The sequence below is a fragment of the Chryseobacterium sp. LJ668 genome (genome assembly GCF_019613955.1).
Classification (GTDB): Bacteria; Bacteroidota; Bacteroidia; order Flavobacteriales; family Weeksellaceae; genus Chryseobacterium.
Window position 1 is genome coordinate 392402 of the sequence record NZ_CP080443.1, and the last position, 23852, is coordinate 416253.

General features: G+C 34.7%; 23 protein-coding genes and 5 tRNA genes. 13 read left to right on the forward strand and 15 right to left on the reverse strand.

Features of this window, described 5'->3' with window-relative positions:
- Positions 1-17 precede the first annotated feature (17 nt).
- From K0U91_RS01900 to K0U91_RS01935, 8 genes are all read left to right on the forward strand, one after another.
- Positions 18-90, forward strand: a tRNA-Phe gene (locus K0U91_RS01900).
- A gap of 121 nt (positions 91-211) precedes the next feature.
- A tRNA-Phe gene (locus K0U91_RS01905) sits at positions 212-284 on the forward strand.
- A gap of 92 nt (positions 285-376) precedes the next feature.
- Complete coding sequence (locus K0U91_RS01910) at positions 377-1054, forward strand: response regulator transcription factor (protein WP_220180205.1); 678 nt, start codon at positions 377-379, stop codon at positions 1052-1054.
- Positions 1055-1109: 55 nt separating this feature from the next.
- A complete protein-coding gene (locus tag K0U91_RS01915) occupies positions 1110-2396 on the forward strand; it encodes a sensor histidine kinase (protein WP_220180206.1) in 1287 nt (428 codons plus the stop codon).
- 64 nt (positions 2397-2460) lie between these two features.
- Positions 2461-4446: an LTA synthase family protein gene (locus tag K0U91_RS01920; protein ID WP_220180207.1), complete on the forward strand. Its 1986-nt coding sequence runs from the start codon at positions 2461-2463 to the stop codon at positions 4444-4446.
- Between the two features lie 157 nt (positions 4447-4603).
- On the forward strand, positions 4604-5779 hold the full coding sequence (locus K0U91_RS01925) for a thioredoxin family protein (RefSeq protein WP_220180208.1): 1176 nt from the start codon (positions 4604-4606) through the stop codon (positions 5777-5779).
- A 7-nt stretch (positions 5780-5786) separates the two neighbouring features.
- The gene (locus K0U91_RS01930) at positions 5787-6431 is read left to right on the forward strand and encodes a DUF3575 domain-containing protein (RefSeq protein ID WP_258561891.1); all 645 of its coding nucleotides are present in this window, start codon (positions 5787-5789) and stop codon (positions 6429-6431) included.
- A gap of 1 nt (position 6432) precedes the next feature.
- Positions 6433-6639, forward strand: a complete 207-nt coding sequence (locus K0U91_RS01935) for a hypothetical protein (protein ID WP_220180209.1) — start codon at positions 6433-6435, stop codon at positions 6637-6639.
- 84 nt (positions 6640-6723) lie between these two features.
- Here K0U91_RS01935 and K0U91_RS01940 read toward each other — a convergent pair whose 3' ends face one another.
- Positions 6724-7920, reverse strand: coding sequence for an exo-beta-N-acetylmuramidase NamZ family protein (locus tag K0U91_RS01940; RefSeq protein ID WP_220180210.1), 1197 nt, complete (start codon positions 7918-7920; stop codon positions 6724-6726).
- Between the two features lie 4 nt (positions 7921-7924).
- Here K0U91_RS01940 and K0U91_RS01945 point away from each other — a divergent pair, with 4 nt between their 5' ends.
- Positions 7925-9154 carry an ABC transporter permease gene (locus tag K0U91_RS01945; RefSeq protein ID WP_219971133.1) on the forward strand — a complete coding sequence of 410 codons (1230 nt, stop codon included), beginning with the start codon at positions 7925-7927 and terminating at the stop codon, positions 9152-9154.
- Between the two features lie 79 nt (positions 9155-9233).
- On the opposite strand, the gene K0U91_RS01950 is transcribed toward K0U91_RS01945, so the two are convergent.
- The 3 genes from K0U91_RS01950 to K0U91_RS01960 all read right to left on the reverse strand — a co-directional run bounded on the left by K0U91_RS01950 (position 9234) and on the right by K0U91_RS01960 (position 11723).
- Positions 9234-9830 carry an IS1096 element passenger TnpR family protein gene (locus K0U91_RS01950; RefSeq protein ID WP_219971134.1) on the reverse strand — a complete coding sequence of 199 codons (597 nt, stop codon included), beginning with the start codon at positions 9828-9830 and terminating at the stop codon, positions 9234-9236.
- Positions 9831-9962: 132 nt separating this feature from the next.
- Positions 9963-10994 carry a sensor histidine kinase gene (locus K0U91_RS01955; protein ID WP_220180211.1) on the reverse strand — a complete coding sequence of 344 codons (1032 nt, stop codon included), beginning with the start codon at positions 10992-10994 and terminating at the stop codon, positions 9963-9965.
- Between the two features lie 51 nt (positions 10995-11045).
- Complete coding sequence (locus K0U91_RS01960; RefSeq protein WP_219971136.1) at positions 11046-11723, reverse strand: response regulator; 678 nt, start codon at positions 11721-11723, stop codon at positions 11046-11048.
- Positions 11724-11920: 197 nt separating this feature from the next.
- Here K0U91_RS01960 and K0U91_RS01965 point away from each other — a divergent pair, with 197 nt between their 5' ends.
- The gene (locus K0U91_RS01965) at positions 11921-14524 is read left to right on the forward strand and encodes a TonB-dependent receptor plug domain-containing protein (protein WP_220180212.1); all 2604 of its coding nucleotides are present in this window, start codon (positions 11921-11923) and stop codon (positions 14522-14524) included.
- A 29-nt stretch (positions 14525-14553) separates the two neighbouring features.
- Positions 14554-15762, forward strand: a complete 1209-nt coding sequence (locus K0U91_RS01970; protein ID WP_220180213.1) for a hypothetical protein — start codon at positions 14554-14556, stop codon at positions 15760-15762.
- A 133-nt stretch (positions 15763-15895) separates the two neighbouring features.
- Here the strand turns inward: K0U91_RS01970 and hemL are convergent, their stop codons facing one another.
- From hemL to K0U91_RS01990, 4 genes are all read right to left on the reverse strand, one after another.
- Positions 15896-17179 (reverse strand): glutamate-1-semialdehyde 2,1-aminomutase, encoded by a 1284-nt coding sequence (gene hemL, locus K0U91_RS01975; protein ID WP_220180214.1) that lies wholly within the window; start codon positions 17177-17179, stop codon positions 15896-15898.
- Positions 17180-17271: 92 nt separating this feature from the next.
- Entirely contained in the window at positions 17272-18330 is a 1059-nt protein-coding gene (locus K0U91_RS01980) for a glucosaminidase domain-containing protein (protein WP_220180215.1), read from the reverse strand.
- A gap of 82 nt (positions 18331-18412) precedes the next feature.
- Positions 18413-19321, reverse strand: coding sequence for a 1-aminocyclopropane-1-carboxylate deaminase/D-cysteine desulfhydrase (locus K0U91_RS01985; protein ID WP_220180216.1), 909 nt, complete (start codon positions 19319-19321; stop codon positions 18413-18415).
- A 49-nt stretch (positions 19322-19370) separates the two neighbouring features.
- Entirely contained in the window at positions 19371-19703 is a 333-nt protein-coding gene (locus tag K0U91_RS01990) for a hypothetical protein (protein ID WP_220180217.1), read from the reverse strand.
- 31 nt (positions 19704-19734) lie between these two features.
- Here K0U91_RS01990 and K0U91_RS01995 point away from each other — a divergent pair, with 31 nt between their 5' ends.
- Together K0U91_RS01995 and K0U91_RS02000 are read left to right on the forward strand one after the other, a co-directional pair.
- Positions 19735-19947 (forward strand): DUF5522 domain-containing protein, encoded by a 213-nt coding sequence (locus tag K0U91_RS01995; RefSeq protein WP_220180218.1) that lies wholly within the window; start codon positions 19735-19737, stop codon positions 19945-19947.
- 16 nt (positions 19948-19963) lie between these two features.
- Positions 19964-20494 (forward strand): DUF4136 domain-containing protein, encoded by a 531-nt coding sequence (locus K0U91_RS02000; protein ID WP_219971146.1) that lies wholly within the window; start codon positions 19964-19966, stop codon positions 20492-20494.
- A 303-nt stretch (positions 20495-20797) separates the two neighbouring features.
- Here K0U91_RS02000 and K0U91_RS02005 read toward each other — a convergent pair.
- The 7 genes from K0U91_RS02005 to K0U91_RS02035 form a co-directional block, all read right to left on the reverse strand.
- Positions 20798-20871: transfer RNA gene (locus K0U91_RS02005), tRNA-Asp, on the reverse strand.
- 33 nt (positions 20872-20904) lie between these two features.
- Positions 20905-20978: transfer RNA gene (locus tag K0U91_RS02010), tRNA-Asp, on the reverse strand.
- A gap of 33 nt (positions 20979-21011) precedes the next feature.
- A tRNA-Asp gene (locus K0U91_RS02015) sits at positions 21012-21085 on the reverse strand.
- A 132-nt stretch (positions 21086-21217) separates the two neighbouring features.
- A complete protein-coding gene (trxA, locus tag K0U91_RS02020; protein WP_219971147.1) occupies positions 21218-21535 on the reverse strand; it encodes a thioredoxin in 318 nt (105 codons plus the stop codon).
- Between the two features lie 69 nt (positions 21536-21604).
- Entirely contained in the window at positions 21605-22780 is a 1176-nt protein-coding gene (locus K0U91_RS02025; RefSeq protein ID WP_220180219.1) for a cysteine desulfurase family protein, read from the reverse strand.
- 1 nt (position 22781) lies between these two features.
- Positions 22782-23240 carry a hypothetical protein gene (locus K0U91_RS02030; RefSeq protein ID WP_220180220.1) on the reverse strand — a complete coding sequence of 153 codons (459 nt, stop codon included), beginning with the start codon at positions 23238-23240 and terminating at the stop codon, positions 22782-22784.
- A 22-nt stretch (positions 23241-23262) separates the two neighbouring features.
- A complete protein-coding gene (locus tag K0U91_RS02035) occupies positions 23263-23850 on the reverse strand; it encodes an HAD family hydrolase (RefSeq protein WP_220180221.1) in 588 nt (195 codons plus the stop codon).
- Between the last annotated feature and the right edge of the window lie 2 nt (positions 23851-23852).

Sequence of the window (23852 nt, forward strand, 5' to 3'; positions counted from 1 at the left end):
ACAAACAACCATATAATGGTTTCTTAGCTCAGTTGGTAGAGCAATGGATTGAAAATCCATGTGTCCCTGGTTCGATTCCTGGAGAAACCACAAACCACCTTTTTTAGGGTGGTTTTTTTATTTGTGAAATTTTAAATAAAACATTTGCTAGGTATGATAAAATAGTATACTTTTGCACCCACTAAATAAGAAAATAACAAACAAAATATATGGTTTCTTAGCTCAGTTGGTAGAGCAATGGATTGAAAATCCATGTGTCCCTGGTTCGATTCCTGGAGAAACCACAAACCGCCTTTTTTAAGGCGGTTTTTTGTTTTTACTCAAATATTTCTTACAATTCTAAATTACTTCAAATTTGAAGCTATACATTAGCAAAATGAAAATCCTGATCATAGAAGACGAAACAGAATTGGCTGAAAGTATCGCAGAATATCTTTCGGAGGAAAAAAATCTTTGTGAGTTTGCAAATACATTTCGTGAAGCAATGCACAAAATAGAAACCTATCAATATGATTGTATTGTTCTTGATATCATGCTTCCAGACGGAAATGGACTTAAAATTCTTGAAGAATTAAAAAGTCAGAATAAACAGGATGGAGTCATTATCGTGTCAGCAAAAAACGCATTAGATGATAAAATAAATGGGCTGCAAATGGGTGCAGATGACTATCTTACAAAACCCTTCCATTTATCTGAATTAGTGGCGAGAATATATTCTATTATTCGCAGAAAACAATTTGGAAATTCAAATACAGTAAAGCAGAATGAACTTGAAATAGATCTTTTAGCTAAAACTGTAAAAATAAATAATGAAGTAATCTCGCTTACCAAAAAAGAATTTGATCTGCTGATTTATTTTATCGGAAATAAGAATAAAGTAATTTCAAAAAGTATTTTAGCAGAATATCTTTCAGGAGATTTTGCTGATATGCTGGATAACCACGATTTTGTATACGCACATGTAAAAAATTTAAAGAAAAAACTTTATGACGCCGGATGTGAACATTATATAAAAACGGTCTATGGAACGGGATATAAATGGTATTCTCAATAATAAAAATTAACAAACACAATTTAAATCGTAAATTATCATCTAATTTATCATTGATTTGAAACCCTTATTAAGCAAAACGACAAAACCATTTCTGATTTATGTTCTGATAATTCTGATCATAAGCATTCCTGTTTATTTTATTGTTGTAGACACCATTTGGAAAAATGAGCTAGATGAACACAACAAAACTATTGCTCAAAAAACAGCATTCGAGTTTAATCATCTTAAACTTTCTGATGAAGAGCTTAAGAAAAGTATTATGCTTTGGGAAAAAATTCAGCCAGAAACTAATATACAGGAAGTCTTGGCCGATCCTTTGAAAAAAGATGTATACTCTACAATAGAAAAACCCAAACTTTTTTCTTCAGAGCCAGAAATTGAAAGATACAGAAGCCTTAAAACAGTCGTATATATCAATAGCAAACCTTATATTTTTACGGTAGAAACAAATATTGAAGAATCTCAAGAAACAATTGCTGCAATTACCGTAATCACCACTTTTTTCTTCATAATGATCGTTTTAGGGCTTCTTATTTTAAACAAAAATTTGTCTGAAACAGTATGGAAGCCCTTCAGAATTACATTAGAAAAACTTAAAAATTTTAATCTCAACTCTCAAAATCCCATTGAATTTGAACAAACAGATACTAGAGAATTTGAAGAGCTTCATCAATCTTTGCGAAAACTCATTGATCATAATATTCTGGCCTATCAAACTCAAAAAGAGTTTACTGAAAACGCTTCCCACGAATTACAAACACCATTGGCCATTCTTAAAAATAAGATTGATCTCCTTCTGCAGAATAAAGATCTCACTGAAAAACAGTATCATATTGTAGAAGAAATGAATAAAACGCTGACTAGAAGTTCACGAATCAATAAAAATCTTCTTTTATTGGCTAAAATAGATAACAATCAGTTTGACACTCATGAGAAAATACAAATTGATACCCTGATAAGACAAAGTTTAGCACTATTAGAAGAGCATTTTCAGCAAAAAAACATTAGACTAACATCTAATGTTAATCCCAGGATCAACGTCTGCGGAGATGGTGGATTAACTGAAGTTTTAATCAACAATTTGTTAATTAATGCAATACGTTACACTGACTTTGATGGTTCCGTTTCTGTAAAATTGACCCATTCAAGCTTAGAAATTACAAATTCCGGATCAGAAAAATTAAATGCTGATTTTCTATTTAAAAGATTTTCAAGACTATCCACAGAAAATAAAGGAAGTGGTTTGGGATTGGCAATTATCAAACAAATCTGCAGATTTCAAAGTTGGAACGTTGACTATAAGTTTGAAAACCGCAGTCATGTTTTTACAGTTTTATTTTAATTTTTAAAAAATTCAAAATTTCTTCTAAATTGAATTGTTGATTTGCTCTTTAAAAGAGTAAATAATGAATTCAAAAACAATCTCAAAACTATTTCAAAAAATTTTTAACAGCAGATTTTCAGCATTATTCAGTGTTTTGGGATTATATCTCGTTTTATCATTTCTAATACGGTTGGGTTTTCTATTAGGGTCGGCAAAAGATGTAGACTTTAGCCCGTTCTATATTTTGAGAGCATTTTTTACAGGATTTTTCTTTGATCTTACTGTTGTTCATTTTCTTTTGCTGTTATATGCCATTTATCTTTCGATATTCCCAAAACGATGGATCGGTTCTTTAATGGATACATCTTTTACTTATTTCTATTTAACAGTTATTTTTATCGTTATCTATTTCAGTCTTTTGGCGGAAATTCCCTTTTGGGAAGAGTTTGAAGTACGGTTTAATTTTATTGCCGTCGATTACCTGATCTATACCTATGAAGTTGTAGAAAACATTCACCAAACGTATCCCTTACCTATAATTGCAGCCGTTTTGGTAGGATTGGTTGTATCAACCTTCTTTTGTTTCAAAAAACTGAATATCTTCAGAAATACCTTTTCAGATAAAATTTCATTCCGCTCAAGATTATTATACGGAATTCCTGTTGTGGTTTTTACAGTCGTTTTAGGATCAATAATGAAAAACAAACAGGCTGACTTCAGCAATAATTTGGTCATCAATGAATTGGGGAAAAACGGAGCCTTTTCTTTTTTATCAGCCTATGAATCAAACGAATTAGATTATGAAACTTTTTATCCCAAACTTCCGGAAAAAGAGGTGTATACCGTTCTGAAAGATCACCTTTTACAGGCAAATCAAAAATTTACATCAAAACGTTATGATGATATTTCAAGATCAACAATCGGACAGCATGAACGCAAACCAAATATCATTGTCATTGCAATTGAAAGTTTCAGTGCAGATTTTTTAAAAGCGTTCGGAAATAAAGATCATCTTACTCCCAATTATGATCAGTTGTCTGAAGAAAGTATTTTCTTTACCAATCTTTACGCCACAGGAACCAGAACTGTGCGCGGGATGGAAGCTTTGACGTTGTCTGTACCTCCTACTCCAGGAAACAGTATCGTAAGAAGACCAGATAACCAGAATTTGTTTTCGGTTTCGACAATCGTAAAAGCCAAAAATTATCAGCCATATTTTATTTATGGTGGGGATGGTTATTTTGATAATATGAATAATTTTTTTGGTGGACAGGGATTTGATATCGTAGACAGAAACAGGGGAAACCCATTATCTGACGAAATTAAAACCAAACGATTTGCGATCAAAGACAATGAAGTAAGTTTTGAAAATGCCTGGGGAATATGCGATGAAGATCTTTATAGGCAATCTGTGAAATACGCAGATAAAAGCTTCAATGAAAAGAAGCCATTTTTCCAATTCGTAATGACGACATCCAATCATAAACCTTTCACCTTCCCTAACGGAAAAATTGATCTTCCACAAGGTGACAGAAATGCCGCAGTAAAATATACCGATTATGCTTTAGGAAAATTTATTCAAAGTGCAAAAGCAAAGCCTTGGTTTACAAATACCGTTTTTGTTATCGTTGCAGACCACTGTGCAAGCAGCGCCGGAAAATGGGAAATCAATATTGCAAAACATCATATTCCTGCAATTATTTATAGTCTTCCCAAGCAAAATCCTGAAAAAATAAATCGTCTGACTTCACAAATTGATCTGATGCCAACTTTATTCGGTTATCTCGGATGGAATTACAACACCAGTTTATATGGAAAAGACATCAACCAGACAAAAATTGGAGAAGAGCGTGCTTTCATCGGTAATTATCGTACTTTAGGGTTGTTGCAAAACAATCTATTTACTCAGATTGATGATCGCGCAAGAGTAAAACAGTTTACCGTTTCCGGAACCGAGCAGTCTTTATCTGAAGTCAATTTTAAAGATAATGATCTGATTTCTGAAACCATTGCGTACTATCAGTCTGCCAGTGAAAGATTTAAAAACGGAAAGATGAAAGCCAAATAAATTTTTATACTCTCATAATGCTCTTCTAATTTCTTAAATCAAACTGGATAATTTAATAAAATTCGCATCTGCCGCTATTACTCGTGTACTTTTAGATATTTTTAACAATTCTTATCAATCAAAATTAAGTATCTTCGCTTATTAAATTTTAAACAGAATGAAAAAGATTATCTCCGGATTATTTATTTTTATCACTATATTCAGTTTTGCTCAGGACGAAATTCTATTTCAGGATGTCCCTTTCAAAGATCTTGTTGCAAAAGCAAAAAAAGAAAACAAGCTGGTTTTTATCGATGCATACGCCTCATGGTGCGGTCCCTGTAAAATGATGGAAAAAAATGTGTTCACCCAAAAGTCTGTCGGAGATTTCTACAACAAAAATTTTGTGAATGCAAGAATTGATATGGAAAAAGGTGAAGGACGAGAAATTGCACAGAAATTTGGTGTACGCTCCTATCCCACTTACTTATTCCTGAATGGCGATGGTGAATTGATTTCACAGAATTACGGCTACATGGAAGAAAATGTTTTCCTGGCAATGGCACAGGATATCAATTCTCCAAATAATAAAAAAGGATCATTGAAAGAACGTTTTGCACAAGGAGAAAAATCATCCGATTTTCTTATCAATATCATGAAGCTGAACTCATCTTCAGATTTTGAATTTGCAAAGAAGGCATCAGAAAGATACTTTGAAAATAAAAAAAAGACCGATGAGTTTACAAAGGAAGATGTGGGATTTTTATTGTATTTTTTAAAATCAACAGAAGATTTTAACTACAAAACATTTGTTGCTAAAAAGGATGAAATTATAAAATATCTACCTGAAGAAAATTATAATGATTTTAATAATCAATTGATTTTAGCTAAAGTTGTGCAACAATCTATTGATGAAAAAGCTAAAAAAATCAATGATGCTTATTTTTTGAAAACTGCAGAACCATTAGTCGGGAAAGAGGCTGCAGCAATTAAACTAAACCAAACCAAACTGGCATATTACGAACAAAATGCCAACTTTCCGGAATATGAAAAAGCAGCTCTAGATTATTATAATAACTCCGATGCTTTCGAGCCAAATGAATTGCTAAAAGCTGCATGGGTATTTTCGGATTATGTGAAAACTCAGGCATCATTAAAAAAAGCTGCCGAATGGGCAGAGAAATCGGTAATGCGAGGTGAAACTTCTGAAAACACCTATATCTTAGCCAAGATTTATTATAACTTAGGAAATAAAGATTTAGCCAAAAACTTTGCAGAATTATCAAAAAACATTGCTGAAAAATCCGGAAAAGATGCCACTTTAGCCAATGAATTATTAAGGACCATCAAATAAATACGCTTTGAAAAATAAATTTTTTTTTGCAGCTTCCTTAAGTATATTTTTGTCATTGCATTTCAATGCTCAGGAAAATATAATAACCCCTCTCGAATCAAAAAAAATCTATGTAAAAGGTAATGCATTGCTTATTCCTATAGGGGTTGTAAACGCGGGTTTAGAGTATCAGCTGAGTACTAAATTTACTATGCAGGGTGATGTTTTGATCTCTCCCTGGAAATCTTTTGCAGGGCATGAAGCACAGATTTATATGGGAACTATTGAAGGGCGCTACTATTTTAAAGAAGCTTTTAAAGGATGGCATGTAGGTGGTAACTTTTCCTTTGGGACTTACGTCGTACAAAAGCCAAATTATTGGAATGATTCTCAGTACGTAGATGCACAGGTAGGAGCTTCAACTCCGTATATCAATTCTCAGCTTTATCAGAAAGGATTTTCTTTTCTTATCGGAGTAGAAGGTGGTTATCAATTCAGGCTTGCGGATAACTGGAATATGGATATTTTTGCAGGTGTTGGAACTTCACAGGATTTCTACAAAGGATATGTCCGCGGAACTGGTGAAAGATACGATAGTGCAGATGGCTACAACAGAAGTGGTGAAATTATACCTTACCGTGGCGGTGTAATGATCTCTTATAGACTAAAATAATATGAAATTACTAGGAAAAAACCATATCATTATATCAGTTATTACTTTTGCAATTCTTTTCTTAATGAATTATGTAGGAAATAGAGAGGCTGATAAACTGGAACGCGCGCTGATGACTGCTTTTGCAGGAGTCATCGGATTATCAATCGGACTTTTTATTCTCAATAAAAGCAAAGATGATAAAAATCCGCCTCAGAATTTTGACTGATATGAATTGAATTGTAAATTCACGTACACTTATAAATCTAAGGTTAACTGGCAAAGCCAAATTGATGATTTACAATTCACAACTTTAATCCTCATAAATCACATATCTGCTTCGGATTTTTGAGAATTTTTCAAGATCAGATTTCCATGAGGCTTTGATTTCTGCTTGAGATTTTCCTGAAACAATTTGTCTTCTTAATTCATCACTTCCCGCCAAAGTATCAAAGAAAAGATTTTTAAGGAAAAAGTCCTGTTGAGGATTTTTATAATTTTTGTAAGCTTTGATCAGCCATTCTAAATTCAATTCTCTTAGATCTTTGGAGTAATTTGAAAGATTTTCACCGTAACATAATTTACCATTTAAAAAAGGATCTTTTGCTCCAAAATAGGGCTTCGGAGTAAACTGATAAGGCATATCTTTCGTCCAGGGTGAACCATATATTTGGAAAGGAGTTTCCGTACCTCTTCCTACAGAAACCTGCGTTCCTTCAAAGAAACACAGACTCGGGTAAAGATTGATCGATTTGTCGTTGGGTAAGTTGGGAGAAGGTTTATCTAAAATCGCATACCGTTGTTTCTTATGATATTTCTGCATCGGAATCAAAGTATATTTTGCCTGCACTCCATCTTTCAGCCATTTTTCACCATTCACCATTTTCCCGTACTCACCGATTGTTAAGCCATAAACGACGGGGACCTCGTGCATTCCTACAAAACTTTCCCATTTTTTCTTTAAAACCGGTCCGTCAATATATCCGTCATGAGGATTTGGCCTGTCTAAAACCAGAATTTCAACATTATTTTCCGCTCCGGCTTCCATTAAATAAGTCAAAGTAGAAATATAAGTATAAAACCGTACTCCAACGTCCTGAATATCAAACAAAACAATATCAAGACCTTTCAATTGCTCCGGTTTTGGTTTTTTATTGGCTCCGTAAAGCGAGATGATAGAAATTCCTGTTTTCACGTCTACTCCGTTTTTCACTTTTTCACCAGCATCTGCATCACCTCTGAATCCGTGTTCGGGGGCAAAAATTATTTTGATATTAATTCCGTTTTTCGCGAGAAAATCAACGATGTGGGTCTTATCTTTCATCAAACCGGTTTGGTTGGTTACAATCCCGATGGTTTTACCTTTTAATAATGGCAAATACAATTCAGGCCTGTCTGCACCGGTCTTGAAACAATCCTGATCCTGAATTTGAGAAGAATATGGGTTGAATACTCCTAAAAAAATTAGGCAAATAAGAAGTAAAGTTTTAATTTTGAAATCTAAATTCATAAGCTTGAAATTTCCTTTATATTTCTCTAGAAAAATAGCGTTTTCCAAAGATAACAAAAATAACCTCTCACGGGTGATCATCTTCATCGGAAGGCTGTCTGTTGCTTTGGGAATTATTGTTTCATTAATCACCGTTTCTACTGGTTTCGGCTCAAAAAAAGCCATCAAAGAGAGACTGGCAGATTTCAGCGGACACATGACTGTAAAATCAACCCGTTCCAACTCTTCATACAATACGTCTATACTTGATAATCAGGGATTAAATTTAAAAAAGCTGAAAGAGCTTGATGATGTCGAAAGTGTACAGAAATATGCAACGGTGACGGGAATTATGCGTAACGAACACAGTTTTGCCGGAATTATCTTCAAAGGTGTAGGAAAAGATTTTGACAGCCTGAGATTTAAAAAATTTCTCATCGTCGGAAAAACGCCACGAATTACTGAAGAAGGTTACAACAACGGGGTTACCATTTCTGAAAAAATTGCCAGCGATCTTCATCTGAAACTCAACGACAGTATCGTAACGGTCTTTGCAAAGGAAGATCAGAAGCAGATATACAGAAAATTTCAGGTGGTCGGAATTTACAAAACCGATATCAAGATGATTGATGATCAGTTTGTGATCGGCGATATGAATCATGTGAAAAAAATTCTTGACATGAAGCCTGAAGACATCGGTGGAATCGATATTTTCTTTAAAAACGTAGATGATATCGATAAAGATTCTTCGGAAGTGGAAAAGGTAATCGGTTATAAAAATTATGCCGAAAAAGCCACTGATAAATTTCCTCAGATCAATGACTGGATCAGTATTTTTGATGTGAATATTGCTCTGATTATTTCAATCATGCTGATCGTGGTGATCATCAATATTATCATGGTTCTTCTCATTTTGATTATTGAAAGAACGAACTCTATCGGCTTATTGAAAACTTTGGGTGCTACAAACGCGCAAATCCGCGCTACATTTATCAATTATACGCTGATCATTATGGTTCCCGGTTTGCTTTACGGCAATGCCATCGGTCTTGGTCTTCTGTTGATCCAAAAGTTCTTTGGAATTATTAAGTTAAACCCCGAAAACTATTATGTAAGCACGGTTCCTGTAGATTTGAATCCTGTTGCTTTTCTTTCAATATCGGCAGGAATTTTATTTATTTCAGGATTGGCTTTGATTATCCCAAGTTATCTGATCAGCAAAATTTCTCCGGTGAAGTCTATTAAATATAGTTAATTAGTATTTAGTTTTAAATTAATAATTATTGATTTTCAATAAAAAAACCCTGAACTTTGAAAGTTCAGGGTTTATATTTTTAGATTCTGTCTTCGTCGCTGTCATCTTCATCATCGAAGACATCATCATTATAATCGTCATCTTCATCATCATCAAAACTGTCATCATCTTCATCTGCGAAGCTGCCTCCAACAAAATCATCTTCAAATCCAAAATCGTCATCCATCAAAGGCATTGCTGATTTTTTGTTTTTTGAGCCAGGGCCGCTTTTGCTTGGAGCTTTTAATGGAGCATTCCCGAATCTGTATACTGTGATCGGGTAATTGACACCTTTTGTTTCTTCTATCACTTCTACAAGCTCGCAGAAAAACTCCCATAAATCTAGCAAACCATACTGGAACTGAGCTTTGTCACCAGTTGCTTCAAATGCTTCATCGATGTAAACGTCTGACATTATTTCGCCATCACCCTCATCACTCATATCTTCCAAAGGAACACTCTTCACAATGGTACCATCTTCTTCCAGGAGGTTAAAAGTAGAGAGCTCATCACCACTAAGGTTAAAAGCACTTTTGATTCCTAAATGCAGGTTCCACAGCGTTTGTTTTCCTTTAATTTCGACATCACGGAAAATATCTTCTTTTGTATCTAATATTACACGGATTTTGTAAACCATACTGCTATTCCAATTTCTATTTTTGCCTTAAATTAATTGATCAATTTCTGTTGCAAATATATAATAAATGAGATTTTACAAAAGAATATTTATAGAATTTTTAGAATTTTTTTTTGCTTACATTTTGCAGCTCTATTTGCTTTTTTCGAGCATGAAACTGAATTTGGTGCCCTCAAGATATACACTCTCGACCGTAATGTTTTCGTTATGTGCTTCTAATATGTGCTTTACGATGGCAAGTCCTAAACCTGAACCACCCTGTCTGCGGCTTCGGCTGGTTTCTACACGGTAAAAACGTTCAAAAATTCTTGGGAGAAGCTCTTCTTTAATTCCCATTCCGTTGTCGATGACCTCGATGAGGACCTTATTTCTAAGAACGCTGGTTTTTACGACTACTTTCGCTTCCTGCCGGTTGGCATAGTGAATGGCATTTGAAATCAGATTAATAAAAACCTGTGATATTTTTTGCTTGTCAGCTTCAACGAAAATCTGGCTGTGCAGAGTCTGCAGCTGCAGAACCGTATTGTTTTTCTCGGCTTCGAGATCTAGAAGGTCGAAGATTTCTTTGACTAGAATATTAACATCAAATTTCGAAACGGTAACATCTATTTCTCCTGCTTCCAGCCTGTTAATCATATCCAGATCATTAACGATGGCAATCAGCCTTTCCACAGAAATTCCGATTCTTTCAAGATATTTGTCTCTGATGTTGAGATTTTCCACACCGCCCTCGCTTAGCGTTTCTACATATCCCTGAATGGAAAAAAGCGGAGTTTTGAGCTCATGCGAAACATTGCCGATGTATTCTTTACGGTAACTCTCCATTTTTTTCATCACTTCCATCTCGGTAACCTTCTGCTGGTTGAAATCTGAAAATCTTTCACCCAATTCTTTCAGCGTGATGTTTTCCTGATTGTCATACACAATCTCTTCCGGTAAAATCTTAGAAATGTTCCTTACCTGCTTTTTAGCATAATAACTAAAAAGAAGTTCGAGCACGATGTAATTGATGACAAACATCGCAATAATACACAGGACAAAACCCATTTTAAAAAATGAGTTTTGGTAATATTTTTCGTTCAGTGCATCAAAAATGATGACCAAAGCAAGCATCACGATCGTTAATAGACATGATGATATGAAACTAAGTCTGTAAAACCTCAATTTTACAAGAATTTAAGGGGTTATAAGTTAAGTAAAGATAGGATTTTTGAATTAAACAATCAGTTTATATCCTATTCCTTTTAATGTCTGGATGGTATTGATTCCTAATTTTTCTCTCAGCCTTCTGATGTGTACGTCAATTGTTCTTTCACCTACGATGACATCATTTCCCCATACTCTTTCTAAAATTTCTTCTCTTTTGAATACTTTTTCGGTATTTGAAGCTAACAGATATAAAAGATCAAATTCTTTTTTGGGAAGTAAAAACTGCTGGCCGCTTTTTGAAACTCTAAAATTATCTTTATCAATAATCAGATCACCTACTTCAATCAGTTTTGCATTATCAGAAACCTGAGAGGTCAACTGTAATAATGCATTTACTTTAGAAATAAGAATTTTTGGTTTGATTAGTTTTACAATGTAATCGTTGGCACCTGCCTGAAAACCTGCCAACTGAGAAAACTCTTCACTTCTTGCAGAAAGAAATACGATAAGGCTTTTTTGAAGTTCTTTTACTTTACGCAGTTCCTGACAAGTTTCTATACCGTCTTTTTCCGGCATCATGACATCTAATAAGATAAGATCCGGGATAATCTCTTTGGCTTTTTCTATACCCTCGTTTCCGTTTGTGGCAGTATAAATATCGTAGCCTTCTTTTTCTAAGTTGTATGAAAGAATTTCGAGAATATCCAGTTCATCATCAATCAATAGAATCTTTTTTTGGTTCATTTTCAATTTTTACATTTCAAAGTTAACAAAATTTAAGCAAGATGACTGATAATTAGTTTTCATTCACATAAACTTAATATTTCTGGTCATTTCGTAATATTTAGTTAAGAAAAATTTAAAACTAACTAAACCATATGCAACACATTTGTTTTATTTCTTTGCACCGAAAGAATCTACAAACTAAAGTAAGTAAAATAATGAAAATTTATAAACTCAGCATTGCAGTCTTATTTTTATCCGGATCTGTATTTTACGCTCAAGAAAAAGTGCAAGATACAGTAAAGAAAGAAAAGAGAATTGAAGGAGTAGTAATTCAGGGAAGTACTAATAAGAAGACGGAAACTGCAGTCTTAGGTGAGCAGAAAAGAGCAATCATTCAGAAACAGGCGATCAGTGCCGAAGAAATTTCAAGAAAAGGAATCTCGAATGTTGAGCAAGGACTTACAAAGGTAACCGGTATCACAACGGTTGACGGAAGAGGATTATTTGTTCGTGGTCTTGAAGAAAGATACAATTACCTTTTAATTAACGGATTGGGATCACCATCAAACAACCCGTTTCAAAAAATTGTTGCTTTAAAGCAATTCCCGACAGATGTTGTGGGTAAGCTTAATATTTATAAAACGTTTAACTCAAATCTTTACGGAGATTTTGCGGGGGCAACTTTCGACATCGAAACACTAACAATGGACCGCGCTTTTTCTAAGGTAGAGTTTAGTGTGGGAGTAAATACTCTTAGCACATTCAGAAATAACTTTAAAGTAGCAGAAAACGCTGATGGCTTGAAGGGATATCTGGGACTAAATTCCCAAGATAGAAGATTGCCAAGTGAGATTAGAGATTCTCGTCCTAATGGTTATCAGTTTACGAAAGAGCAATCATTAAACTCATTCAAAGATTCTTGGAATGTTGATAATGTAAAATCTATGCCTAATACAAGTATTGGTTTTACTACCGCACAAAAACTGAAAGCTGGCGAAACAGGAAATATCGGTATTTTATTCTCTCTCAATCAGTCTGCTAAATATTCTTACCGAGATGGTGAAAATAATCAATTCAGAGATAACGGAGGTGTAATACAGTTGAGTAACTTATTAAATAAAAAAAGTTATGAATATGAAACTGAATCTTCAGCATTATTAGGATTAGCTTACAAAAATAAGGGAACAAATGTAAACTTGAATGCAATATACCTTCAAAATTCATCGAATATTGTTGAGGATTTTGTAGGTTACAAAAATTTCAGCGTTCAAGATATACGTTTTTTCAGAACAAATCAGCAGGATATTTCCAGATTTCTAGATTTGCAGCTGACTGCATCTCAAAAAATTTCTGAAAGGCATTTATTTAAAGCAGGAGCAAGCTACGTAATGAATAATTACAGTCAGCCAGACAGAAAGATTTTTGAACTTACTGCACCATCAGATTACAACAATGCATTAATTTCTTACGGAGCAAATAGTTTCATAAGACAGTATCTGGATGTTGATGGCAGATTTTACGGCTCAGCTTACGGAGAATACTCTGTGTTTATTGGTGATAAAGGAGAAAGAAAAGATTATCCTTTACAATTATCAGTAGGTTACAATGGGTTTGCTGATGTAAGACAAAATTCTTACCGTTTTATTTTCGGGAATCCTGGTACAGGAAGTACTTCAGTAGCAATTAATATTGATCAGCCTCAAGGTACTTTAAATAATTCAATTTCTAACGGAAGTCTTTTTTACAGTGAAGGTACTGATAAATATAATTATTTGTCAAACATCTATCAGTTTGTAAATGCAGGTTACCTGAATTTTGATTACAAGCCGAATGATACATGGGATATTCTGGTAGGTGGAAGAATTGAAAATGACATGAGAATAATCCGCTACAACCCTCTCGGTGATTCTCAAACTAAAAACTTAACACCTAATAACTATTATTTTCTACCTTCTGTATCGATCAAAAAAGCTTTAAATGACAGAAGCAATTTGAGATTATCAGCGAGCAAAACAATTACGCGTCCTATCCTTATTGAGACGATGCCGTTGCAATATGTGAATCCTGACAATACCACGATCATTGGTAATGCAAATATCAAAAATAGCGAAAACTACAATATCGATTTGAAATGGGAGTACTTTCCATCTAATAAAGAAATGTTTGCTGTTAACTTATTTGCTAAAAGAATAGACAATGCTATTGAACGTTCTTTTGTATCAACGGGTAACGCAAGTGGTATGGACATCACATTTTTCAATGCCAAAAAAGCAACTCTTGCAGGAGTAGAATTGGAAGGTATTCTTAGTTTGGGTAGAATTTCAGATGCTCTTAGTAAGTTCACATTGGGTGCCAATGCAACTATTATGTATTCAGATGTTGTGAGAAGTGATGATCAGTTAAAACTTGAAAAACCAGATGAAAATAACTACAAAGGAGAACTTAGAAAAAGAGGTCTTCAAGGTGCTTCACCGTACACCGTAAATGCAGACTTGAAATATGAATATAAAAATTCTAATAATCTTAGCCAGACATTATCATTAGTATACAATGTTTCAGGGTCCAAAATATATGCAGTAGGAAGCGCAGGTTCAGATAATTATTTCGAAAGACCTTATCACATTCTAGATTTTGTTTACCAAAATCAGTTAACAAAAAATTGGAATGTGAAATTTGCAGTTCAAAACATTCTTGACAGTAAATATCGTGTAGAATTGGGTGACGAAAGTTACTACCCTGTACAAACTAACAACAATTACGCTTATAACAGCTATTTCAATGGTGTATCGTTCAACTTCACAGTAGGATATACTTTCTAAATTAATAATTAATTAAATCTTAATATAAAATGAAAACAAATCTTTTAACTCTATTATCACTAACATTACTTTTGAGTGTTTCTTCTTGTACTATAGAAGTAAATGACGGTATGGATGGTGGTGTTGTGACTGCTCCGGGAGCCACTTCAGGTATTCTGCCTGACGGATCAAAATTACCGAACGTAATTACAGGTAACTTAACTGTAAAAAAAGGAAACTATACTTTAGAAGGTGTAGTAAAAGTAGCAGACGGTGCTACATTGACGATTGAAGCTGGTGCAAATTTCATTGCTTCTACTGCAACTACAACAAGCTTAGTAATCTTGCAAGGTGGTAAGTTAATTGCTACAGGATCTGCAAGTGAGCCGATTGTCTTTACTACGACCAACAAAACTCCGGGAGGTTGGGGAGGAATTACCATTTTTGGTAAAGCTCCTATCAAAGCCGTAAACGGAAATGCTACTGCTATATCAGAAGACGGAAATACAATCACTTATGGAGGTTCTGATGCTAACTTCAGCTCAGGGATTCTACAGTATATACGTGTAGAATATGCAGGTAAAAAAATTGGCGACGGTACTTCAGAAACAAATACTTTTACATTCTACGCAGTAGGTGACGGAACGATTTTAGAAAATTTAGTAGCTTACAAGGGTACGGATGACGGTTTTGAATTTTTCGGAGGAACAGTAAGCGCAAAAAATTTGGTAGCCTACGGTAACTATGACGATTCATTTGACTGGCAGGATGCCTGGAGTGGACAAAATAACAGCAACTGGTTTGCATTCCAGACTGTTACCGGAAACTTTGGTATGGAAATCGAAGCTTCAGCAAATATAGTGAATACACCTCCAAAAATCTCTAACATTACGCTTATCAGAGATAATAACACCAATCCTGAAGTTGCAGGATCAGTTGAAATTTCTGCAATCCAATTTAAGAGACAGGGTACAGGTATTTTCTCTAATGTTTACATTAGTGGATACAAAAATACAGGTGGTAAAAATGCTTATCCTATCCTAATTCAGGATGATCTTACCAATACAAACCAGGTACTTACAAGTAAAGTTTTAGTAACACCAATCAACCAGGTAAATTCTGACAATATTGGAATTTGGGGTTATACTGAAACAAATGGTGGCAAAACATTCCCTAATACGGCTACGGTAACTAAGGTATCTTTACCTGCAGGAGCATGGGCTACGGTAGATGGAGTAAATCTTCTTTCTGCATTGTAAAATTAAGTAATTAGTTTATTCATATTAATTTTGAATCCCTCAGGAATATTCCTGAGGGATTTTGTTATTATTTCATAAAAAAATTAGGATGAAATTCTACATTGCATCCTATTTATATTTTACTTCAATTAATTTAAGAATACTGAAATTTTCTTACGGCTTCCAAAGTCATATCAATTTCTTTTTCTTTAATCGCATCACTGATGAAATACGTTTCATAGCCACTCGGTGGAAGATAAATTCCGTTGGTCAGCATCTGATGGAAAAAATTATTGAATAATGAATGATTGGCCTGCTGAGCTTCATCAAAATTAGAAACCCTGTTGATGTGAAAAAATACAGACATCATCGAGCCTTTTCTGTTGATTTTGTGAGCAATTCCTTTTTCATTTAAAATTTTACCAATTTCAAAATCTAAAGTTTCTGTAGTTTTGCTAAGATTAGTAAAGAATTTCTCATCATTTTTAATAAGCTGCAATGTTTTTAAACCAGCTCTCATTGCTAAAGGATTTCCGCTTAATGTTCCTGCCTGATAAACAGCGCCTTTTGGAGCCAGATGATCCATAATTTCGTTTCTTCCGGCAAAAGCACCGACAGGCAAACCACCACCGATTACTTTTCCATAGGTCACCAAATCTGCTTTTACGTTGTACAGTTCCTGTGCACCACCAAAAGCTAATCTGAAACCTGTCATCACCTCATCAAAAATCAATAGAGTACCGTATTCGTCACAAATTTTCCTTAAATTCTGAAGGAAGTTATTTTCCGGTAAAACGCAGCCCATATTTCCCGCTACCGGTTCGATAATTATAGCTGCAATTTCTCCCTGATTATGTCTGAAAAGATCCTGAACCTGCTCAAAATCGTTATATCTTGCCAACAAAGTGTCTTTCGCGGTTCCTGCAGTCACTCCCGGAGAATTTGGGTTTCCAAACGTGGCAGCACCACTACCCGCTTTTATAAGGAAAGAATCTGAATGCCCATGATAGCAACCCTCGAATTTTACAATTTTATCTCTCCTCGTAAAGCCTCTCGCCAATCTTACCGCACTCATACACGCTTCAGTACCGGAAGAAACCATTCTTATTTGATCGATATTAGGAACATTTTCTGTAATGAATTTAGCGATTTCAGTCTCCAGTTCGGTAGGTGCACCAAAAGAAAAGCCTTTCTCGGCCTGAATCTTTAAAGCTTCTAAAACTTCCGGATGCGTATGTCCCAAAATCGCAGGACCCCATGAATTGATATAGTCAATGTAGGTATGGTCATCCGCGTCGGTAAGATAGGCACCGTTAGCAGATTTCATAAAAACAGGCACTCCGCCAACAGATTTAAATGCCCGTACAGGTGAATTTACACCTCCCGGAATGTATTTGTAAGCTTCTTCAAATAGAGCTGAACTTCTTTGATATTTCATTGTTGTAAATAGTTGACGGTTGATGGTTTTTGGTTGACAGTATATTTATGAGCTATAAACTAATAACCATCAACTAAAAAGCAATAACCAATTTAGTTTCTGGGTTTTTTCTCGATCAGATAGATTAATTGTCCGGCGGATGGTTTCTGTCCCTCATCCATTCTGTTTTTAGCGTACAGCTTACTAAGCTTTACCCCGAATTTCTGAGCAATGTCATGCATATTTTCACCCGATTCGGCTTTGTATGTCGGAGTATTCCCTTCAGAATTTTTTGATTCTAAAAATAAAATATCATCTTTCTTCAGTATATCAGACTGCAGATCATTCCATTTTATCAATTTGCTGTCGCTGATTTTAAATTTATTGGCGATCAGTTGAACATTGGTATCAGCAGGAATCACGACATATTTTAAACCACCATTAGGGTGACTTTTGATAATGATGGAGTTGAGAATTTCAGCGTTAGTCTTAATGCGCTCCACTCTTTTTTGCTGTTGTGCATAAGAAGTAGCTTTATAAGGAACTTTTACAGTTACCGGTACCATAGCCTTTTTTTCTTTTTTTGCAGGCTCCAGGCGCGCCATAAAAGTCCTGTCATCTTTCAAATCAGGATATTTTTTCAGAACGGCATACAGAACCTCTGCAGAATTTACCTCATCAAATTCATATAATTTGTACCGTTCAATTTTACCAATAAGAATTGATGCATATCGTGGATTTGTTGCATATCCTGCTTTTTTCAGACCGTGAGCCCAGGCTTTATAGTCTTTCATATCAAGATTAAAAAGATTGGTGTAGTATTTTCTGGTTGCCAAAAAAATAGAATGATCTTCGTACGACTGTTTGGGATCATCATACACTCGGAAACATTCATTAGGTGCGTCGTCGGTATGCTTCATCGTTTTGCCCGTCCAGTCTTCTTTGCATTTTATTCCGAAATGATTTTTACCCTCAAGAGCTAAGCGGCTTTGTCCGCCACCTGTTTCCAAAAGCCCCTGTGCAAGCGTAATTGAAGCCGGGATCTTGTATTTTTCCATCTCTTCTACTGCATACTGTGCAAATTTCTGAATATATTGATCTTCGGTAGCCCAGGTCTGAGCTGAGAATTTTGATAAAACTAAAAGGCTTATAAGTAAGAAAAGTCTTTTCATGTTTTTATTATTTTAGAACTTTAAATGAACATTCATCAGATTATTTAATTGTAATCAAAATGACTGTTTCATGTTTTTAATTTTATATAATTAAATCTCTATTTTGTTTTTCCAGAAGCAAATTAGCTCCCTCTACACCCTGCAATCCTCCTGTATGAAAACACAGTATTTTACTTCCTGCAGAAAAATAATCTGCATCAATCATTTCAAAAACCTTCTGCATCATTTTTCCTGTATAAACAGGGTCTAAAGGAATTTCAAAATTTGTTTTAAAATCATTGATAAAACGAATGTTATCATCATTTATTTTACCATATCCTCCTAAATCAGCATCGGTTAGATAAAAATTTCTCTTAGAGGTTAATTCTGAAATTTTTTGTTCTAATGAGGCATCTTCAACAACTTTAAATCCTATCACTTTCTGGTTTTCTTCACAAAATTCTGAGATCCCGGCAATTGTACCACCAGTACCTACTGCGGTGCAAAGATAATCAAAATCTTTTGTATGGGTATTGAGCATCATTTTGATTCCCATAACAGCGCTTTTATTTGTACCTCCTTCAGGAATAATAAGAGCATCAGGAAATTCCTGCTGCAAAAATACGGTGAGTTTCTCTTTGTGCCGATATTCTTCACGCGTAATAAATTTCAGGTTCATACCGTTTCTTTTAGCAGAAGCTAATGTGGGATTATCTTTCCATTTTTTCTCAAGTTCTTCTCCTCTGATGATTCCAAGAGTTGGAATGCCCGCTGAATGTCCAACTGCAGATACAGCCGAAATATGATTTGAATAGGCACCGCCGAAAGTAATAATTAATGGGTTTTCGGGCTTATATTCAAGATAATTATTGACCGTAAAAAACAGCTTCCAATATTTGTTCCCTGAAATCTGAGGATGAATAAGATCTTCCCTCTTCATAAAAAGTTTCACATTTTTATGGATATCAATTTCTTGGATTAAAGCTGATTCTTCAGGAATTTTTAAAAACATTTTTGAATTTTAATAATACTTTTTATAATAGAATTTTTTGCTAATATTTTTACTTTCTTAAATATTTCCAGAAGCTCCAAAAATTTCTTTTTTTAAGATAATCTAAATCTTGTTCATTAGCATAAGCTTCCCTTTCAAATGATATGGCGAGATAGGCTCTATGACCATCTTTCAGTTGTAAGAAATGGTAATAATATTCTAAAATGTAAGCAATATAAAAGAAGATAATCAGAAGCTCTAATTGCTGTCTCAAATGAATTTTTTCATGATTAATGAGCACTCTATTTCTCTTATCTTCAGGATTTTTGATGAAAATAAAAGGATAAAGCGTAATGCCGTTTATTTTTGTATTTTTGAGGAACTTTTGGCACACAATTATCATGATAACAAATATAAAAGTTTTGATTTAACTTATGGCGCATTTTGATATCAAAGAGCATGAAGACTTTTACTATAATGAGCAGGGCTACAAAGTTTTTACAGAAAAATTCCACCTAAGACGTGGCTATTGCTGCAAAAGCGGATGCAGACACTGCCCTTACGGATACGATAAAAAGACAGATACATTTATAAAAATCAATAAAAAAAATAAATACAATGAAATTAATGGTTCGCAAATTCCCTAATTTAAATATAAGTATCATGAGCAAAAAATATATTTTTATTTTATTGGCGGCAACTTTGGGTTTATCTTCTTGCAGCCCCTTTAAAGTACGTTCAGATTATGCTGAAACTGCCAATTTCACTTCTTATAAAACGTATAAAATAAGAATTGACGATCTGAAATTGAATGATATTGATAAAGACAGAGTACTTAATGAACTGTCTAAACAATTACAAATGAAAGGTCTTCAGTCTGGTGAAAGTCCTGATTTGATTATTAACGTTAAAGCCAATCATAAAAAAGTAACCGACATCACTACGTCTAATCCCGGCGGAATGTGGGGATGGGGCGGTGGCTTCGGATGGGGTATCGGAATGAATAGAACCTGGTCTAGCAACTATAATGAAGGCGCAATCATCGTTGATATGATTGATTCTAAAACCAATAAACTGGTTTGGCAAGGTATCGGAAGCGGAATTTCTGTTGACAGGCCTCAGGCGAAACAAAAACAAATTCCTCAGATTGTAGCCGAAATTATGGCTAGCTATCCTCCGGGAATGAAGAAATAAAAAAGTTAATCAATTCAATATAAAGTCAATACATTTTTGTATTGACTTTTTTTCAATCTTTCATTGAAATTCTTCCCGGTTAATCATTGCAAAATGTACAGCTTTCCAATATTCATGCCCTGTTATTATCATGTTACGTTCTAACATTCTTTGACCCGCATTTATTACACTTCAATAGAGATAACATTCGAAAAAATGAGAGATAACTTTCAGATGGTACTTTACAGCATTTGAAAACCATAAAACAAAAAATGCTTTAAAACATATGTTTTAAAGCATTTTAAACTACTGATATCGCAGTTGCGATCCGGACGGGACTCGAACCCGCGACCTCCGCCGTGACAGGGCGGCATTCTAACCAGCTGAACTACCGGATCAATTTTTTTAAAGTAAATTGAGAAAACTTTCTGCGATCCGGACGGGACTCGAACCCGCGACCTCCGCCGTGACAGGGCGGCATTCTAACCAGCTGAACTACCGGATCAATTTTTTTAAAGTAAATTGAGAAAACTTTCTGCGATCCGGACGGGACTCGAACCCGCGACCTCCGCCGTGACAGGGCGGCATTCTAACCAGCTGAACTACCGGATCTCTTCACAACAAATAAAAAAGTATCTTCGTTTATTGTGGTTGCAAAAATACAACTTTTAAGCTAATCTGCAAGTATTTTAATAAAAAAAATGCTTCCCGATACAGAAAGCATTCATTATCAAAGTGATTTTTTTATAAGTGTGCGCTCAATTTCTCAGCGATGATCTCTTTTGGAGTAACACCTACTAGTTTATCTACAACCTCGCCATTCTTAAAAATAAGAACTGTAGGGATGTTTCTGATTCCGTACTGCATAGAAATTTCCTGATTGTTATCTACATCTACTTTTCCTACCACAGCCTTCCCTTCAAAATCTGTCGCCACTTCTTCGATGATTGGTCCCAAAGTTCTGCAAGGTCCGCACCATACTGCCCAAAAGTCTACCAATACTGGTTTGTCTGATTTTAAAACCAATTCCTGGAACGAGCTGTCCGTAATTTCTAAAGCCATTTTTTTATTTTTAATTATTAATATCTATTTAATTTCTGAGATCAAAATTACCACTTTTAAGTGAATAGCTTATCTATGCTCAACATTTGTATTTTCTATGATCAGATCTTTAGAGATATCCTTTAAAGCTTCTACAAAAGAATCAATCTCTCCTTTGGTTGTCAGGTGGCTGAATGAAACACGCAAAGGTGTACAATCTTCCATTTCGTCCTCAGACAATATCATCATCATGACCATAGATGGCTTCGAAGCTCCGGATGAACATGCACTTCCCTGTGAAACTGCAATACCTTTCATATCCAGCTGCAGACCAATTAATGGGTTTTTATAAGGTAGTAAAAGACTCACGACTGTATATAAACTGTTATCCCGCTCAGAACTTCTCCCATTAAACCTTATTCCCGGAATTTCTTCTGAAAGCCTGTCAATGGTATATTGTTTAATATTCTGCATATGCTGGGTATAGGCATCCATATTTTTAAGTGAAAGCTCTAAAGCCTTGCCTAAACCTGCGATACCGCTCACATTTTCCGTACCAGCTCTCAGGCTTCTTTCCTGAGGTCCGCCGGTGATAATTCCTTTTAAACCGCTTGACTTTCTGATAAAGGCAAAACCTATACCTTTTGGGCCATGAAATTTATGTGCACTGCAGGAAGCAAAATCCACCGGAATTTCAGAAAAATCTAAACTCATGTGAGCCATTGTCTGTACGGTATCTGAGTGAAACAGAGCACTGTTTGCCTTGCACAATTCAGCAATTTTCTTGATATCTGCAATATTCCCGATTTCATTATTAGCATGCATTAAACTCACCAAAGTCTTTTTATCGGAAGCTTTCAATAATTCTTCAAGTTTATCTAAATCGATATCTCCTCTTTCATTAGGACGGATGTAGGCAACCTCCACACCTTTCCTTTTTTTCATATCCAAAATGCTTTCAGAAACACATTTGTGCTCCATTGGCGAACTGATGATTCTCTCAACACCCAAATGCGATACACTTGATTTGATGATCATATTATTAGACTCAGTTCCGCATGATGTAAAAATAATTTCTGCCGGACTTACATGAAGATACTCAGCTACCTGCCTTCTTACATTTTCGATTAAAATCTTGGCATCCTGCCCGAAACTGTGTGTTGATGACGGATTTCCAAAATTCATCTTCATGGTTTCTACCATTGCATCGATAACTTCTTCTGAAAGCGGCGTTGTAGCAGCATTATCTAAATATATTTTATTCATTTTATTTTGAATATTTTAATTCTACTGAAGTGAACTGATAATCTGACGGCACAGAAAATATAAACCAAGGGTTTGACATTACCTGAATTTCCATACCTCCGGACTGATATTCCGGAACTTCTACATATAAAACATTATCCTTTACAGAAATACTTTTAATGGTTGAAATTTTATGATCTCCGGAATTAAACGTACCTAAATTATACAAAACAACTTTTTTATTTTTAGGAAAAACAGGAATTTCCATTATGGGTTGCATCCCTGATTTTTTAAAATTTTGTGTAATAATGTTTTTCAGTTCTGTCTGATCTTTAATCATTTTATAACCAGCCTGATCTGCTCCACCCTGCGTTTCTGAGGCAAGAATCTCTCCCTTTGTCTGCATATCTTTTGAATTTTGTGACACGGCGCTTGTACAACTCATAATGAGTGCTACAATCAACATAAGAAGTTTATTCATAATCAATATTTATCTTCCAAAATTAGTGAAAAAATTGATAATGTCCTTCATTTGCCCAATTCAGCATTGGCCTGTCCCCTGCAGTATCTCCGAATGCAATGATTTTATCGTATTTAGCGTCTGAAATTTGTTTTTTTATTCTTTCCAGTTTTTCTTTGCCGTTGCAATTTCTACCGACAAAATTTCCTGTAAAAACACCGTTTTTGAATTCTGCCTGTGTAGAAACGAGATGCATCTGCAGTTTGTCTGCAAAAGGTTTTGCCCAGATGTCTAATGAAGCTGTGACAATAAGGCTCTCGGTATTTTCTCTGTCGATATTCTGGATAAAATCGAGTGCGTTTTCTCTAACGATTTTAGGATAATTTTCTTCAAAAAACTGCTTAGATTTTTCTTCAATTTTAGTTTGTAATTGGCCTTTTAAAATAGAACCTATAAAACTTTTCTTAACTTTTTCAGTTTGTGCCAATTTTAATTTTAATAAAATAAAAAGCGGAATATGTTTTACAAACTGCACCCGAAATTTTGAAGGATTGTAAAATTTAAGATACATAAACATGGTATCTTTATAGGTAATAGTACCGTCAAAATCAAAACAATATAATTTTTTCACTT

Coding starts and splice junctions, on each gene's coding strand:
- K0U91_RS01995 (WP_220180218.1), top strand. CDS start 19,735: ATGGCGCATTTTGATATCAAAGAGCATGAAGACTTTTACTATAATGAG.
- K0U91_RS01920 (WP_220180207.1), top strand. CDS start 2,461: ATGAATTCAAAAACAATCTCAAAACTATTTCAAAAAATTTTTAACAGC.
- K0U91_RS01940 (WP_220180210.1), bottom strand. CDS start 7,920: ATGAATTTAGATTTCAAAATTAAAACTTTACTTCTTATTTGCCTAATT.
- K0U91_RS01925 (WP_220180208.1), top strand. CDS start 4,604: ATGAAAAAGATTATCTCCGGATTATTTATTTTTATCACTATATTCAGT.
- K0U91_RS01965 (WP_220180212.1), top strand. CDS start 11,921: ATGAAAATTTATAAACTCAGCATTGCAGTCTTATTTTTATCCGGATCT.
- K0U91_RS02025 (WP_220180219.1), bottom strand. CDS start 22,780: ATGAATAAAATATATTTAGATAATGCTGCTACAACGCCGCTTTCAGAA.
- hemL (WP_220180214.1), bottom strand. CDS start 17,179: ATGAAATATCAAAGAAGTTCAGCTCTATTTGAAGAAGCTTACAAATAC.
- K0U91_RS01985 (WP_220180216.1), bottom strand. CDS start 19,321: ATGTTTTTAAAAATTCCTGAAGAATCAGCTTTAATCCAAGAAATTGAT.
- K0U91_RS01910 (WP_220180205.1), top strand. CDS start 377: ATGAAAATCCTGATCATAGAAGACGAAACAGAATTGGCTGAAAGTATC.
- trxA (WP_219971147.1), bottom strand. CDS start 21,535: ATGGCTTTAGAAATTACGGACAGCTCGTTCCAGGAATTGGTTTTAAAA.
- K0U91_RS01990 (WP_220180217.1), bottom strand. CDS start 19,703: ATGATAATTGTGTGCCAAAAGTTCCTCAAAAATACAAAAATAAACGGC.
- K0U91_RS02030 (WP_220180220.1), bottom strand. CDS start 23,240: ATGAATAAACTTCTTATGTTGATTGTAGCACTCATTATGAGTTGTACA.
- K0U91_RS01960 (WP_219971136.1), bottom strand. CDS start 11,723: ATGAACCAAAAAAAGATTCTATTGATTGATGATGAACTGGATATTCTC.
- K0U91_RS01970 (WP_220180213.1), top strand. CDS start 14,554: ATGAAAACAAATCTTTTAACTCTATTATCACTAACATTACTTTTGAGT.
- K0U91_RS02000 (WP_219971146.1), top strand. CDS start 19,964: ATGAGCAAAAAATATATTTTTATTTTATTGGCGGCAACTTTGGGTTTA.
- K0U91_RS01950 (WP_219971134.1), bottom strand. CDS start 9,830: ATGGTTTACAAAATCCGTGTAATATTAGATACAAAAGAAGATATTTTC.
- K0U91_RS01980 (WP_220180215.1), bottom strand. CDS start 18,330: ATGAAAAGACTTTTCTTACTTATAAGCCTTTTAGTTTTATCAAAATTC.
- K0U91_RS01935 (WP_220180209.1), top strand. CDS start 6,433: ATGAAATTACTAGGAAAAAACCATATCATTATATCAGTTATTACTTTT.